Origin of the sequence: Bradyrhizobium australafricanum (assembly GCF_020329495.1) — a bacterium.
GTDB lineage: Bacteria > Pseudomonadota > Alphaproteobacteria > Rhizobiales > Xanthobacteraceae > Bradyrhizobium > Bradyrhizobium australafricanum.
The window spans coordinates 1-14,360 of the sequence record NZ_JAGKJL010000009.1 but is presented as its reverse complement, the minus strand read 5'-3'; the positions used below and the strand labels follow the sequence as shown (position 1 = coordinate 14,360).

Below are 14,360 nucleotides of genomic sequence, written 5' to 3'. Positions count from 1 at the left end.
TTCCGGTCGCGCGGCACGCAGTTCAGCCCGCGGCCGGCGAATGCACGTGCTCCGGCCGCACCCCGATAGCGACCAGACGTGCGGTGAGGCCCTGCAGCCAGGGCATTGCCGTGATCAAGCGCAGCGCCAACGGCACCGGCTGATCCCCGGCCTTCAGCGCCGCGCTGATGATGTTGTTCTGCGCAATCACCTGCATGCGCTGTGTCACGCGCACCGGGAATTCGCGGCGCCGGCGCACCGCATCGAGTTCGTCTTCCGACGGCACGCCGTGAACGAGCTTCGCCGCCAGGATGTTGGCGGTCGCGACGGCATCCTGCACCGCGAGGTTGACGCCGACGCCGCCGATCGGCGACATCGCATGCGCGGCGTCGCCGATGCAGAGCAGGCCGGGACGGGTCCAGCGCGTCAGGCGATTGATCGCGACCGTGAGCAGCTTGACGTCGTCAAAGCTCTTCACGTCGGCAATGCCGGCCTTGAGGATCGGCGCCAGCCGCAGCACGTCGTCGAGCAGCGCCGGCAATCCCCTCGCCTTCACCGCCTCGCATTGGCCCTTGGCGATCACATAGGCGCACTGCCAGTAATCGCCGCGATCGAACGTCACCATCATCTTGCCGTGCTCGACGCGGGCGAACAAATTCTCGGTCTCATCCGGACGCCGCCCGACGCGAAACCACAAAACGTCCATCGGCGCGCCGATCTCCTCGACGTCGAGGCCGGCGCGCTCGCGCACGATCGAATGACGTCCGTCGCAGCCGACGGTCAGATCCGCCTCGATCTCGACCGGGCCGTCGAGTGTGTTCGCGTGCACGCCCGCGACAGCATCGCCGCGCCGGATCAGATCGGTCGCCTCGGCCTTCATCAGCACCTTCAGCGAAGGAAAGCGCTTGCCGCTCTCGCGCAGGTAATTGAGGAAGTCCCACTGCGGCATCATCGCGATGAAGGGGTATTTGACGCTGAGGCGGCGGAGGTCGGCGATCCGCACCGAGGTGCCGCCGAACATGCCGTCGAGCGTCTGGATGTCCTGGTGCGGCAGCTTCAGGAAGCCGTCGATCAGGCCGAGTTCGTCCATCACCTGCAGGGTCGACGGATGCACGGTGTCGCCGCGGAAGTCGCGGAAGAAGTCGGCGTGCTTCTCCAGCACCACGACATCGACCCCGGCGCGTCCGAGCAGATAGCCAAGCATCATGCCGGCCGGCCCGCCACCGACCACACAGCAGCGCGCCCTGATCTGACGCGTGTTCGGCCCTGCCGGATTGCCTGCATCCATGATGCCGTCCTCACCGCTGCCTCGCCCCTCAGAATCCGATTGTAACGCGGATCTGGCGGCAAGGATGCAAGGCTATCGCCTGAAGGTCTTGATTTCCGACACGCTGCCGTCGCGATAGGTCAGCTCGACCGAGACCGCCCTGGTCTGCGGCGCAAGCTTCAGATAGGGCTGCGCGTCAGACGGAATCGCGCTGGGATCGCGCGAATTGCAGGATGGCATCTTCAGAACCTTGTCCGGCACCGCGGTGTCGATGCCGATGCGCACCTCGCGGATCGCGCAGCGATACGACATCAGGTGCGTATAGTAGACCAGCAGCCCGTTGAATTCGCGGAATGACAGCCAGCTGGTCGCGGTCATGTCGAGGATCTTGCGCTGGTCGCGGATCAGCGCGGCGTCGGGATCGAACTTGATCGGGAACGGCCCCTGCATCGTGCCTTGCGTATCGACATAGCGAATCTCGATCGTGGCGGCCGGCGCATCGGCCGGCAGCTCGACCGACGGATTGGGCATCCGCTTGCGCGTGCGCGGATCGAGCGTGTCGATGAAGCCGGTTTCGCGGAAATCGCCGCTGTCGCCGATCCGCCAGGAAATCCCGAGCGTCGGATCGGCGATCGAGAACACCACGGTCCAGCCGCCATTGTGCCGCGAGAAGCTCGCGATCGGCGCGTTGATCGAATCCTCCTTCGGCAGCTTCGGCACCGCGACCGGCGGCAGCGCGACCACCTGCTGCGGCGGCGCGGACGGCCTGGCCGCCTCGGCCTGCCCCTTCGCGATCCCGTTCAGGAAGACATCGTCGACCATCTGGTCGAAATAGACCGGGATCTGCTTGTGCTTCACGGTCTCGGCCATCTCGCTGACCAGGCGCCGCGTGCGCTGCGCGACCTGCACGAGATTCTCGCCGGGCTGCAGCAGCTCCTTGGCGAAGGTCCGCGTGAATACCGAATTGGGATTGGCATCATCGTTCGAAAGACGGTCGAGCGCGGTCTGGCGCGGCCCCGCCGAGAACACCGAGAACACGCCCTCCGGCAGTTGCGTCATCGGCGCGAGGCCACCGCCACCGGCGACCGCGCGTGTGCCGGCGCGCTCGAACGGATTGTTGCGGCAGGCGTCGAACACCAGGATCGAGGTCCGCGCCTTCTTGTTCTGCAAGCGCTCGACGATGCGGTCGGCGAGAACAGAGGCGTCGCGCACCAATTCCTCCTGCCCTTCGGTGGCGGCCGGGACGTCGGTCGGCAGCAGGAAATTCTGGCCGGCGATCTCGAAGCCGTGGCCGGCATAGAAGAAGAACGCGGTATCGCCGGGTTCCACGGCGCGGTCGAACGCGAGCAGCGTCTCGGAGAACGCCTGCCGGTTGAGGTTCTCGGCCACCATGACGCTGAAGCCGAGCTGCCTCAGCGTGTCGCCCATGGTGCGGGCGTCGTTGACCGCCTTCTGCAGCCTGGGCACGTTCCTGTAGTCATTGTTGCCGATCACCAGCGCGACGCGCTTTTCGGCCTGGGCGGGTGCGGCCAATGCGACAAATGCAACCGCCCAAAGGATCGCCGAAAGTCTCGAAAGCCAGCTCTTCATCCCGTTTTCCCGCCTGCACGACAAATGCGCCGCCCGTGCGACCGCCGCCTAATAGTCGGACCAGCCGTTTCGCCGGTTCAAGGCCGGCCGCGGACGGCCATTCCGGCCGGCCGCGCCAGGCCGAAATGAGGGGTCCGATTTGTCTTAGGTCAAGTTTCTTTTTACGGCCCGCGTGATAGATTCGAAGCTCCATCCGGCTCGAGCTCTCCGCACGTCGCAACGGCTTTTCCGTGCACACATGGTCTACTGATCAAGTCGATCCCAAGGATCGCTTCGACTATTGGCGCGAGGTCCGCGCCAAGGGGCTGTTCGGCGTCACCGCCGAGCTGGAAGCCGACCGGCGCCGCGACTTCTTCGGCGAGTTCTCGCTGCGCAAGCTCGGCGATGCCGGGCTGGTCGAGCTACGGGCCTCGCCGTACCGCGTCGAGCGGCGCACGGGCGACATCGCCGATGCGGCCAGCGACAGCCTGTGCATCTACCAGCAGCTTGGCGGCGGCGGCTGGTTCGGCGGCGCGCGGCTCGATGAATTTGCTGTTCGCGACGGCATGTTCGCGACCAGCTACTCGGACCTGCCCTATCGCACCGTCCCCCTGCACGACGACGGCTTCCACCTGCGCATCATCAAGGTCCCGGTCGCGAACATCGTCCCGCCGGGCGCCGAGCTCGGCGAACTCGTCCCCAAGCCCATGCAGGATGAGACCGCGCTGCGGGCCCTGCTGGAAGCATGCTTCCGCGACCTCATCGAGAGCAACGATGCCGCGGCGGCGGGCACGGCGCCGACGGTGCAGGCGCTGGCCCATATCGCGCTGATCGAGCGCGGCATCATGCGGCCGAAGAGCCGGCTCGCGCAGCAGGCCTTGCGCACCGCCCATTTGTCGCTGGCCCGGCGCCTGATCCGGCGCCACCTGGCGCGCGCAGCGCTGTCGCCAACCCTGATTGCCGGCCTGCTCGGCATTTCGGTCCGTCACCTGCACATTCTGTTCGAGGAAACCGAGATGAGCTTCTCGGAGACCGTCACCGCGCTCCGGCTCGAACAAAGCCGCCGCCTGCTCCGCGAGCAGCCCAGGCAGACGATCGCCGAGGTCGCCTTTGCCTGCGGATTCGAGAGCCTTGCGACGTTCTACCGCCTCTTCAATGCATCCGAATCCATGACGCCGGGCGACTACCGCGCGCGAACGGCCTGAGCGCCTGTCCGGACCGGCCAAGACACCGGCCGCGCCCCCTTCACCTCCTTGAACTTCACATCGCCGCGCGATCCGACGTTCGCTGAACCGAAGTGATCAGCCTGCGCGCATTGAGAAGATATTTTCCGGCCATTTCGCCAGAACCACTGCGGCGCTTCGCCCGGGTTCGGCACCGCAAATTTCCTTACCGGCGACGCGCGCGCTCATGCAGAGCGAGGGATCAGTCACGATGCGCGGTAAGCACGGGGATCACAGCCAGGAAACGCCAGCTACAGGCGCGACGCGCATTCATCTCGATGCCGCGGACCTGCGAGCGGATCAAATCCCGGCATCTGAGCCAGCCCGTCAGGGCTCAGCGGCGACCAACAATCACGGCTGGGCGCCGTTGCTCGAAGCTTGCCTCGCCGACTTCAAGGAGGCCACGGAGGCCGGTGATACCGCTTGCATTCCTGCGCTGGTCAAGATCGTGGCGGACCTTGCGCTGATCGAGCGCGGTGTGATCAGGCCGGGCAGCCGCCGGGCGCAGCAGGCGCTGCGCGTCGGCCGGCTCAGCCTCGCGCGCCGCCTCATCACGCGTCATCTGGCAAAGCCGGCGCTGTCGCCAAGCATGGTCGCAGAGATGCTCGGCGTCTCGGTGCGCTACCTGCACGTTTTGTTCGAAGCGACCGGGACGAGCTTTTCGCAGACCGTCACCGCCCAGCGCCTGAGCGAGAGCCGAAGGCTGCTTTGCGAGAAGCCGCCGCGGCCGATCGCCGACATCGCCCTCACCTGCGGGTTCGGCAGCCTCGCCACCTTCTACCGGATATTCGGCGATTCCGAAGGCCTGACGCCTGGCGGATTCAGGATGAAAAACAGCGCGGAGGCCCCCGCTGTCGCCCTGCCGTCCGGGACGGGGGTCGTGATTCATTTGACCGCCAAATGACGAAAAGGCGCGTATTTCAGTCAAAACGTTAAGCTTTTTCGGCCATCCGGCTGGTTCCAAGATTGACTTTACCGCTTTCGCCCCTATGTTGCGGGCAACGCGGCCCTCGGATCGAAACGCGATTCGTCAGGTTTGCCGTCCGTCGGCGTTAGTCAGAGCCCCCGAGCTTTATAGAAAAGCGAGCCGTTTCGGGGCCGAACGCGACAGCCTTTTACCTGCGATGCCGAACGGCGGTTTCGACCAGAGGCTCAATGTCTTTTTCCAATCTAGGCCTGTCCGATAAGGTCCTCGCCGCAGTTGCGGCCACCGGTTACACCAACCCCACTCCCATCCAGGAACAGGCAATCCCGCACGTTCTCGCCCGGCGCGACGTCCTCGGAATTGCCCAGACCGGCACCGGCAAGACCGCTGCCTTCGTTCTCCCGATGCTTACCCTGCTCGAGAAGGGCCGCGCCCGGGCACGGATGCCGCGCACCCTGATCCTCGAGCCGACCCGCGAGCTTGCCGCGCAGGTGAAGGAGCAGTTCGACAAATACGGCGCCGGTCAGAAATTGAACGTGGCGCTCCTGATCGGCGGCGTCTCGTTCGGCGACCAGGACTCCAAGCTGATGCGCGGCGTCGACGTCCTGATCGCAACGCCCGGCCGCCTGCTCGACCACACCGAACGCGGCGGATTGCTGCTCACCGGCGTCGAACTGCTGGTGATCGACGAAGCCGATCGCATGCTCGACATGGGTTTCATCCCCGACATCGAACGCATCTGCAAGCTCGTCCCGTTCACGCGGCAGACCCTGTTCTTCACCGCGACGATGCCTCCGGAGATCAGCCGCATCACCGAGGCCTTCCTGCACAATCCTGCGCGGATCGAAGTCTCCAGGCCCGCGACCACCGCCGTCACCGTGACGCAATTGCAGGTCCCGGCCGGTCGCGAAGCGCATGACAAGCGCGAGATCCTCCGCCGCCTGCTGCGCGATGCCAAGGATCTCAACAACGCGATTATCTTCTGCAATCGCAAGCGCGAAGTCGCCGTCCTTCACAAGTCACTCCAGAAGCACGGCTTCAGCGTCGGTGCCCTGCACGGCGATATGGATCAATCCGCCCGCACCGCGGCCCTCGATCAATTCCGGAAGGGCGAGATTCCGCTGCTCGTCGCCTCCGACGTCGCCGCCCGTGGTCTCGACATTCCCGCGGTGAGCCACGTCTTCAATTTCGACGTACCGCACCACCCCGACGACTATGTCCACCGCATTGGCCGTACTGGCCGCGCCGGACGCACCGGTACTGCGATCTCCATCGTCACCTCGCTCGATAGCAAGTCGATGACCGCGATCGAGAAGCTGATCGGCCAGCCGATCCCGCGCGCTGAGGGCGACTACACCGTTCACAGCGAAGCCTCCGACGAGGACGCCGCGCCGCGCCGCTCGCGTGGCCGCGAAGGTTCGCGCGATGGTGCCCGCGGCGGCCGCAAGCCGCGCCGTGAGCGCGAGGCGCGCTACGGTGAACGCGAGGCGCGCCATGGTGAACGCGAGCCGCGCGAAGCGCGTCACGAGCGGGAGCCCCGCGAGGAACACGCAGCGAAGCCGGAGCGTGAACCGCGCCGCGGCCGCAATTCGGCTCCGCAGGCCGCTCCGTCGCACGTGCCGTCGATCGGGCGTGCCGAGCCACGGCGGCCGCAGCGCGAGGTGGACCACGAGCCCGCCGATCATTCGCACCTGCCCGCCTTCCTGCTGCGACCTGTGCGCGCACGCGCATAAGGCCTGCTCTGATGCCGCCGCGCCAGCGGCGGTAGTCCGGACACTTCTGTTACCGCCCGCGACCGGCGCATGCGCTGATCCTCAGCGTTTGAAGCAAATGCGCGCAGTTTGCGCCTCGCACCAAAGCGCGATGAGATTTGCGTGAAGCGTCATTGTGCCTTAGCTCGTTGTTTGAGCATGATCTTTTCGGAAAACCGCTGCGCACTTTTCCGGATCATGCTCTGGCGAGCAAACGAAAGGCGCCCGAAAGTGGCGCTCAAGGCGGACAAACATCGGGCGCGCCGCACGGTCGCCGCAGCCGGCTTCCCCGTAGTTCCACTATTTACCTTGCCTTCACTCTCGTCCCGTACCCTCGCACCAATAGTTTAGTCATTGCTGCCGGGCTTAATCGGCATTGCGTGCATTGAGGGCGTGACAGTGGTCAAGCTGCTGGACGAACACGAACGTACGTTGGCCTTTGCCGAAGTCGCGCTTGGCCAGATCCGCTCGCTTCGCCAGACCGCAGTCCCCCGCAACTACGAAATCTGGTACGTCTACGCGACCGGATACAACGCGCCGCTCAACAAGGTCATCAACGAGACGCTGGCGCGCAGCGGCAAGCTCTCTGAATCCGATCTCGAGCAGATCTACGAGACCTACCTTTCGCACATCAAGACCTCGGACCGTATCGACAAGGTCGGCGCGCGCGTCATCGGCGAGATCGACGCCGTCATGAAGCTGATCACCGACGCGCTCGGCGTGTCCGCGACCTATGACGCCAGCCTCGTCGGCGCCAGCGACAAGCTTGCGAGCGCGACCACCCGCGATCACATCAAGGCAATCGTCGATAGCCTGGCAAAATCGACGCGCGAGATGCGCGAGACCAATCAGGCATTGGAGAGCCGGCTCGCGCTGTCGAAGTCGGAGATCAGCGACCTGCAGCACAGCCTCGAGGCGATCCGCGCCGAGAGCCTGACCGATCCGCTCACCGGCCTCGGCAACCGGAAATATTTCGACCGCTCGATCGACATGGCGGTGCAGGCCGCGCTCGCCAGCGGCGAGCCGCTGTCGCTCCTGATGTTCGACATCGACCACTTCAAGTCGTTCAACGACTCCTACGGCCATCTCACCGGCGATCAGGTGCTGCGGCTGGTGGCGCAGTCGCTGAAGCAGAACATCAAGGGCCAGGACATCACCGCCCGCTATGGCGGCGAGGAATTCGCCGTGGTGCTGCCCAACACGGCGCTGCGGCAGGCGCTGACGGTCGCCGACCACATCCGCCGCGCCGTGATGGCCAAGGAGCTGAAGAAGAAGTCGACCGGCGAGATCCTCGGCCGTGTCACGATCTCGGTCGGCGTCTCCATGCTGAAGCCGACTGACGACACGGACTCGCTGATCGAGCGCGCCGACGCCTGCCTCTATGCCGCCAAGCGCGCCGGCCGCAACCGTGTGATCTGCGAGGCCGATCCGGAATACAGCGCCGAGATCCAGACCCGCGTGGCGTGACTTCCCTCACGTCCTCCACAGTCATTGCGAGCGAAGCGAAGCAATCCACCTGCCGCATATGCGGATCCATGGATTGCTTCGCTTCGCTCGCAATGACGTGGATGGATTGGCTGCTCAGGATGCGGATCGCTTCCTTGCCGATCGCTTCTTCTTGGCCGATGGCCTCTTCGCGACCGCCTTTTCTGCCGTAGCTTTCTTGCCTGCAGTCTTCTTCGCAGGCGCCTTCGACTTTCGCGCAGCCGCTCGTTTCCTCGGCCGCTTGCGCAGCGCGGCGCGCTGGGCGGCGCCGAGTGCCGACCGTGCCCAGACCGCGAGTTCTTCCGAATCATCGAACAGCCGTGCCGGCAGCTGCCAGTAGGAGTTCACCGTGACGGTCTTCGACCGTGTCTGATATTGGAATGGCCCGCAGCCCTCCGCCTCGAATTGCGGGATGGTCTGCTCGTCGGCACGAAAGTAGAGCCCGGCACGCAAGGCGAGCGCGAAATTGGTGCCGTCAGCGGAGATGCCGTAGCCGGAGAACATCCGGCGCAGCGTGACCGGGCCGAAATCGGCGAACAGGTCGGTGAGGAATTCGCGGTCCATGTGCCAATCGCCCCCGTTTCTGTCGCCTCATGGTAAGGAGCACGTCTCCATCCATGTCATTGCGAGCGTAGCGAAGCAATCCATCGCGCAACAAGCGGAAACATGGATTGCTTCGCTACGCTCGCAATGACGGGCAACACAGGTGCCGATCACACAACAATCGATATGCGGACGTCTCTCTAAACCGTGGCCGGCTTGAGCTGCACCGACTCGCCGCAACCGCAGGCGGAGACCTGGTTCGGGTTGTTGAACACGAACTGGGCCTGCATCTTGTCGGCCACATAGTCCATCTCGGTGCCGAGCAGGAACAGCACGGCCTTCGGATCGACCAGGATCTTCACGCCCTTGTCCTCGACCACTTCGTCGGTCGGGCGGATCTCGTGGGCGTATTCGACGGTATAGGACTGGCCGGCGCAGCCGCCATTCTTGATGCCGACGCGCAGGCCGACGATCTCGGAATCGGCGCGCTTGGTCAGCTCGGTGATCCGTTCCGCCGCGGCATCGGTCAGCTTCATGACCTGCGGGCGCGGCCGCTTCGGCTTGGCTGGGGTTGGCGAGGCTTGCGTCATGTCACTCATGTGGTCAGTCCCAGCGAAAAATCAATTGCCTGAAATTCCGAGGTTAAGCTCGATCCCCTAACGCATCACCACATATTGAGGACGAGGCGCGCCTCGTCCGACATCCGGTCCGGCGTCCAGGCCGGATCCCACACCAGGTTGACGTTGACGACGCCGACGCCGGGAACGCTGGCGACCGCGTTCTCCACCATCTGCGGCAGCTCGCCGGCGGCCGGGCAGTTCGGCGTGGTCAGCGTCATCATGATGTCGACCGAGCGATCATCCTTGAGATCGACCTTGTAGATCAGGCCGAGTTCGTAGATGTCGGCCGGGATTTCCGGGTCGAACACCGTCTTCAGCGCCGCGACGATCTCGCCGCTCATGCGCTCGGTCTCCTCCGCCGGCAGCGCCGAGGTGGTTTCCATGGTGGCCGTCTTGACTTCGGCTGTATCGGTCATGCGAACAATTCCCGCGCCTTGATCAGCGCCTGCGCCAGATGGTCGACTTCTTCCCTGGTATTATACATCCCGAAGGATGCACGGCAGGTGGCCGTGACGTTGAACCGCTCTAAAAGCGGCATCACGCAATGCGTGCCGGCGCGCACCGCAATGCCCTGACGATCGATCACGGTCGCGACATCGTGGGGATGCGCGCCCTTCATTTCGAACGAGATCACCGGGCCCTTGTTGCGCGCGGTTCCGATCACCCGCAGCGAGTTGATCTCGCGCAGGCGCTCCTGCGCGTAGGTGAGCAGCTCATGCTCATGCGCAGCGATACGCTCCTTGCCGATCGAATTGACGTAGTCGATCGCAGCCCCCAGCCCGATCGCCTCGACGATCGGCGGCGTCCCGGCCTCGAACTTGTGCGGCGGATCGCCATAGGTGACCCAGTCCTTGGCCACCTCACGGATCATCTCGCCGCCGCCGTTGAACGGCCGCATCGCCACCAGATGCTCGTGCTTGGCATAGAGCGCGCCGATGCCGGTCGGTCCGTACACCTTGTGGCCGGTGAAGGCGTAGAAATCGCAATCGAGGTCCTGGACGTCGATCGGCAGGTGCACCGCACCTTGCGCGCCGTCGACCAACACCGGGATGCCGCGGTCGTGCGCCAGCCGGATCACGTCCTTGACCGGAACCAGCGTGCCGAGCGCGTTCGACATCTGCGTGATCGCGACGATCTTGGTGCGCGGGGTCAGGAGCTTCTCGAACTCCTCGATCAGGAAGTTGCCCTCGTCGTCGACCGGTGCCCACTTGATCACGGCACCATGGCGCTCCCTGAGGAAATGCCAGGGCACGATGTTGGAGTGGTGCTCCATGATCGAGAGGACGATCTCGTCGCCCTCCTTGATGTTCACCCCGCCCCAGGACGACGCCACCAGGTTGATCGCCTCGGTGACGTTGCGGGTGAAGACGATCTCTTCATTGCGGCGGGCGTTGATGAACTGCGCGACCTTGCCGCGGGCGCCCTCATAGGCCTCGGTCGCGGCATTGGCGAGGTAGTGCAGGCCGCGATGCACATTGGCGTATTCGCTCTTGTAGGCCTCGGTCATGCGGTCGAGCACCGCATTCGGCTTCTGCGCCGAGGCCGCGTTGTCGAGATAGACCAGCGGCTTGCCGTAGATCTGCATGGCGAGCGCCGGGAAATCCTGCCGCACCAGCGCGACGTCGTAACTGCCGTTGGCGACCGCCTTGTGCATGCTCACGCCCTCGCCTGAAGCCAGCGCTGCGCGGTGGCAATTGCGACCTCGCGCAACGCGTCGCTGGCGATGGTCTCGATCGCCTCGCCGACGAAGGCCTGGATCAGGAGCGCCTGCGCTTCCTTCTCGGGCAGTCCGCGGGCGCGCATGTAGAACAGCAGGCTCTCGTCGAGCGCGCCGGTGGTCGCACCGTGACCGCAGGTGACGTCGTCGGCGAAGATCTCGAGCTCGGGCTTGTTGTCGGCTTCCGCGTCGTCTGACAACAGCAGCGCACGGGTCATCATCTTGGCGTCGGTCTTCTGCGCGTCGGGGCGGACGATGATGCGGCCCTGGAACACCGAATGGGCGCGGTCGTCGACAACGGCGCGGAAGATCTCGCGGCTCGCGCAGTGCGGCACCGCGTGATCCACGAACAGCGTGGTGTCGGCGTGCTGCTTGCCGTTGATCAGATTGACGCCGTTGGTCTCGACCGTCGAGCCCTCGCCGGCGCAGGTCACCGTCAGCTGATAGCGGCTGACATGACCGCCCGAGGTCAGGCCGAAGGTGTTGAAATGGGCATGCGCGCCGAGCGACACCGTCGCCGAGGAAATGTTGAAGGCATCGACGCTGTCTTCGACCAGACGCACGTGATCGAGCCGCGCATTGTCGCCGATCGCAACAACCAGTCCGTCATGGGTCTGGTAGGCCTTGGCGCCGTCGGCGGCGAGATAACTCTCCACCAGCGTCACGCCGGTATCGCGGCCGAGCCGGAGCAGCGACCGCGTGAACGTCGAGGCCGGCGCGGTGCCCGATGCGACATGCACGATATGCAGCGGCTGGGTCAGCACCGCGCCGTTGGCGACGTCGATGACGACACCGTCGGTCGCCATCGCGCCATTCAGCGCGATCATGGGGTTGGCGGCATCGGACGCGAGAGCCTGTGTCGCGACGATCTCGTCGCCGGCTTCCAGCGCAACGCGCAGCGGATTGATCGAGAGCCCTTTCTCCAGATCCTTCAAATCGGAGAGATCAGGCGCGAACGCGCCGTCGACCAGCACCAGGCGCCGGACGCCTTCGATCGCGCGGGCCTCTACGACGGCCCTGGCGCGGCTCAGCGCGGCATCATCCGGGGATGCAGCGAGCGGCAGCACTTCGCGCATCAGCGCGCGCAGGTCGGTGTATTTCCAGTCCTCGATCCGGCGATGCGGCAGGCCTGATCGTTCATAAGCCTCGAAGGCCTGGCGCCGCTGATCGGCGATCTTGCCCTCGCCCGGCAGACGGTCGCGCACCACGGCGAATGCGTCGCCCAGCGCGCGCCCGGTCTCGGTCTTTGCAACAACGTTCATCACAAAACCCGCGTTTGTCAGGCAGCGTCTTCGAACTGCGTGTAACCGGACTCTTCCAGCTCCAGCGCCAGCTCCTTGCCGCCACTCTTCACCACCCGGCCCTTCGACATCACGTGCACGAAGTCGGGCACGATGTAGTTGAGCAGCCGCTGATAGTGGGTGATCACGACCATCGCGCGCTCCGGCGAGCGCAGTGCGTTGACGCCGTCGGCCGCGATCCGCAGCGCGTCGATGTCGAGGCCAGAATCCATTTCGTCGAGGATGCAGACGGCCGGCTCGAACAGCGCCATCTGCAGAATCTCGTTGCGCTTCTTCTCGCCACCGGAGAAGCCGACATTGACGCCGCGCTTCAGCATGTCCTGCGGGATGTTCAGCGACTTGGCGACCTCGCGGACCTTCTTGAGGAAGGCCGGCGACGAGATCTCGTCCTCGCCGCGCGCCTTGCGCTGGGCGTTGAGCGCCGCATGCAGGAAGTTCCAGGTGGTGACGCCGGGAATCTCGACCGGATATTGGAACGCCAGGAACACACCCTTGGCGGCGCGCTCGTTGGGCTCCATCTCCAGCAGGTCCTCGCCCCTGAACAGGATCTGACCGCCGGTGACTTCATAGCCCGGCTTGCCGGCGATGACGTGGGAGAGCGTCGACTTGCCGGAGCCGTTCGGCCCCATGATCGCGTGCACCTCGCCCGGGTTCACCGTGAGCGACAGCCCGTGGAGGATCTCACGCTCCTCGACACGAACCTGCAGATCTTTCACTTCAAGCAGAGACATCTGATTTTTCCTGAGCATCACCCGAAAGGCGCGCGTCGGCCGCGCCGTTAGCGGGATGGATTAGCCAACCGAACCTTCAAGGCTGATCGAGATCAGCTTCTGCGCTTCCACCGCGAACTCCATCGGCAGTTGCTGCAGTACGTCCTTCACGAAGCCATTGACGACGAGGCCGACGGCTTCTTCCTGCGAGAGCCCGCGCTGGATGCAGTAGAACAGCACATCCTCGGAAATCTTCGACGTCGTCGCTTCATGCTCGAACGTCGCCGAGGAATTCTTGGCCTCGACATAGGGCACGGTGTGCGCGCCGCATTTGTCGCCGATCAGAAGCGAGTCGCAGGCGGTGTAGTTGCGCGCGCCGGTTGCCTTGCGATGCGCGCTGACCAGGCCGCGATAGGTGTTCTGCGACTTGCCGGCGGCGATGCCCTTGGAGATGATCCGGCTCGACGTGTTCTTGCCGAGGTGGATCATCTTGGTGCCGCTATCGACCTGCTGGAAACCGTTCGAGATCGCGATCGAGTAGAATTCGCCGCTCGAATTGTCGCCGCGCAGGATGCAGCTCGGATATTTCCAGGTGATCGCCGAACCGGTCTCGACCTGGGTCCAGGAGATCTTCGAATTGCGACCACGGCAGTCGCCACGCTTGGTGACGAAATTGTAGATGCCGCCCTTGCCTTCCGAATTGCCCGGATACCAGTTCTGCACCGTCGAATACTTGATCTCGGCATCGTCGAGCGTGACGAGCTCGACCACGGCGGCGTGCAGCTGGTTCTCGTCGCGCTGCGGTGCGGTGCAGCCCTCGAGATAGGAGACGTAGGAGCCCTTGTCGGCGATGATCAGCGTGCGCTCGAACTGGCCGGTGTTGCGCTCGTTGATGCGGAAATAGGTCGACAGCTCCATCGGGCAGCGCACGCCCGGCGGCACGTAGACGAACGAGCCGTCGGAGAACACCGCCGAATTCAATGTCGCGAAGTAATTGTCCGAGGTCGGCACCACGGTGCCGAGATATTTCTGCACCAGCTCGGGATGTTCGCGGATCGCCTCCGAGATCGGCATGAAGATCACGCCGGCCGCCTTCAGCTCCTTCTGGAAGGTGGTCGCGACCGAAACCGAATCGAACACGGCATCGACCGCGATCTTGCGGTTCGGCGTCTGCTCGCCGCCGGGCGGCGGCTCGACGCCCTCGAGGATCGCAACCTCGCGCAGCGGGATGCCGAGCTTCTCGTAGGTCTTGAGGATTTCCGGATCGATC

At 64.7% G+C, this 14,360-nt stretch carries 13 protein-coding genes; 4 read left to right on the top strand and 9 right to left on the bottom strand.

Annotated elements, in window-relative coordinates; genetic code table 11:
* Positions 1-22 precede the first annotated feature (22 nt).
* Positions 23-1,267, bottom strand: a complete 1,245-nt coding sequence (locus J6525_RS10400) for an FAD-dependent oxidoreductase (RefSeq protein WP_225644138.1) — start codon at positions 1,265-1,267, stop codon at positions 23-25.
* Between the two features lie 72 nt (positions 1,268-1,339).
* Positions 1,340-2,836, bottom strand: coding sequence for a caspase family protein (locus tag J6525_RS10395; RefSeq protein WP_225644137.1), 1,497 nt, complete (start codon positions 2,834-2,836; stop codon positions 1,340-1,342).
* 230 nt (positions 2,837-3,066) lie between these two features.
* On the opposite strand from J6525_RS10395, the gene J6525_RS10390 reads away from it, so the two are divergent.
* The 4 genes from J6525_RS10390 (at position 3,067) to J6525_RS10375 (ending at position 8,181) form a co-directional block, all read left to right on the top strand.
* Positions 3,067-4,020: a helix-turn-helix transcriptional regulator gene (locus J6525_RS10390; RefSeq protein WP_225644135.1), complete on the top strand. Its 954-nt coding sequence runs from the start codon at positions 3,067-3,069 to the stop codon at positions 4,018-4,020.
* 229 nt (positions 4,021-4,249) lie between these two features.
* A complete protein-coding gene (locus tag J6525_RS10385; RefSeq protein WP_225644133.1) occupies positions 4,250-4,942 on the top strand; it encodes a helix-turn-helix transcriptional regulator in 693 nt (230 codons plus the stop codon).
* A 251-nt stretch (positions 4,943-5,193) separates the two neighbouring features.
* Positions 5,194-6,696 (top strand): DEAD/DEAH box helicase, encoded by a 1,503-nt coding sequence (locus tag J6525_RS10380; RefSeq protein WP_225644131.1) that lies wholly within the window; start codon positions 5,194-5,196, stop codon positions 6,694-6,696.
* 417 nt (positions 6,697-7,113) lie between these two features.
* The gene (locus J6525_RS10375; RefSeq protein WP_225644399.1) at positions 7,114-8,181 is read left to right on the top strand and encodes a GGDEF domain-containing protein; all 1,068 of its coding nucleotides are present in this window, start codon (positions 7,114-7,116) and stop codon (positions 8,179-8,181) included.
* Between the two features lie 114 nt (positions 8,182-8,295).
* Here J6525_RS10375 and J6525_RS10370 read toward each other — a convergent pair whose 3' ends face one another.
* The 7 genes from J6525_RS10370 to sufB form a co-directional block, all read right to left on the bottom strand.
* Positions 8,296-8,763 carry a TfoX/Sxy family protein gene (locus tag J6525_RS10370; RefSeq protein WP_225644129.1) on the bottom strand — a complete coding sequence of 156 codons (468 nt, stop codon included), beginning with the start codon at positions 8,761-8,763 and terminating at the stop codon, positions 8,296-8,298.
* Positions 8,764-8,942: 179 nt separating this feature from the next.
* Positions 8,943-9,332, bottom strand: coding sequence for a HesB/IscA family protein (locus J6525_RS10365; protein WP_050384272.1), 390 nt, complete (start codon positions 9,330-9,332; stop codon positions 8,943-8,945).
* A 74-nt stretch (positions 9,333-9,406) separates the two neighbouring features.
* Positions 9,407-9,778, bottom strand: a complete 372-nt coding sequence (locus J6525_RS10360) for an SUF system Fe-S cluster assembly protein (RefSeq protein WP_016845787.1) — start codon at positions 9,776-9,778, stop codon at positions 9,407-9,409.
* Positions 9,775-11,022, bottom strand: coding sequence for a cysteine desulfurase (locus J6525_RS10355; RefSeq protein WP_092083469.1), 1,248 nt, complete (start codon positions 11,020-11,022; stop codon positions 9,775-9,777). The genes J6525_RS10360 and J6525_RS10355 overlap by 4 nt, the downstream gene beginning before the upstream one ends.
* Positions 11,019-12,341 carry a Fe-S cluster assembly protein SufD gene (gene sufD / locus J6525_RS10350; RefSeq protein WP_225644127.1) on the bottom strand — a complete coding sequence of 441 codons (1,323 nt, stop codon included), beginning with the start codon at positions 12,339-12,341 and terminating at the stop codon, positions 11,019-11,021. Before sufD ends, J6525_RS10355 begins: the two co-directional genes overlap by 4 nt.
* Before the next feature lie 17 nt (positions 12,342-12,358).
* On the bottom strand, positions 12,359-13,111 hold the full coding sequence (sufC, locus tag J6525_RS10345) for a Fe-S cluster assembly ATPase SufC (protein WP_028342146.1): 753 nt from the start codon (positions 13,109-13,111) through the stop codon (positions 12,359-12,361).
* A 60-nt stretch (positions 13,112-13,171) separates the two neighbouring features.
* Positions 13,172-14,360 (bottom strand): Fe-S cluster assembly protein SufB (sufB, locus tag J6525_RS10340; RefSeq protein WP_225644125.1); only part of this gene is annotated, 1,189 nt, incomplete at its 5' end.

What these genes read in the sequence shown, in the direction of transcription:
- J6525_RS10400 (WP_225644138.1), bottom strand. Translation starts at nt 1,267, where the DNA reads ATGGATGCAGGCAATCCGGCAGGGCCGAACACGCGTCAGATCAGGGCG.
- J6525_RS10395 (WP_225644137.1), bottom strand. Translation starts at nt 2,836, where the DNA reads ATGAAGAGCTGGCTTTCGAGACTTTCGGCGATCCTTTGGGCGGTTGCA.
- J6525_RS10385 (WP_225644133.1), top strand. Translation starts at nt 4,250, where the DNA reads ATGCGCGGTAAGCACGGGGATCACAGCCAGGAAACGCCAGCTACAGGC.
- J6525_RS10380 (WP_225644131.1), top strand. Translation starts at nt 5,194, where the DNA reads ATGTCTTTTTCCAATCTAGGCCTGTCCGATAAGGTCCTCGCCGCAGTT.
- J6525_RS10370 (WP_225644129.1), bottom strand. Translation starts at nt 8,763, where the DNA reads ATGGACCGCGAATTCCTCACCGACCTGTTCGCCGATTTCGGCCCGGTC.
- J6525_RS10365 (WP_050384272.1), bottom strand. Translation starts at nt 9,332, where the DNA reads ATGACGCAAGCCTCGCCAACCCCAGCCAAGCCGAAGCGGCCGCGCCCG.
- J6525_RS10360 (WP_016845787.1), bottom strand. Translation starts at nt 9,778, where the DNA reads ATGACCGATACAGCCGAAGTCAAGACGGCCACCATGGAAACCACCTCG.
- sufD (WP_225644127.1), bottom strand. Translation starts at nt 12,341, where the DNA reads ATGAACGTTGTTGCAAAGACCGAGACCGGGCGCGCGCTGGGCGACGCA.
- sufC (WP_028342146.1), bottom strand. Translation starts at nt 13,111, where the DNA reads ATGTCTCTGCTTGAAGTGAAAGATCTGCAGGTTCGTGTCGAGGAGCGT.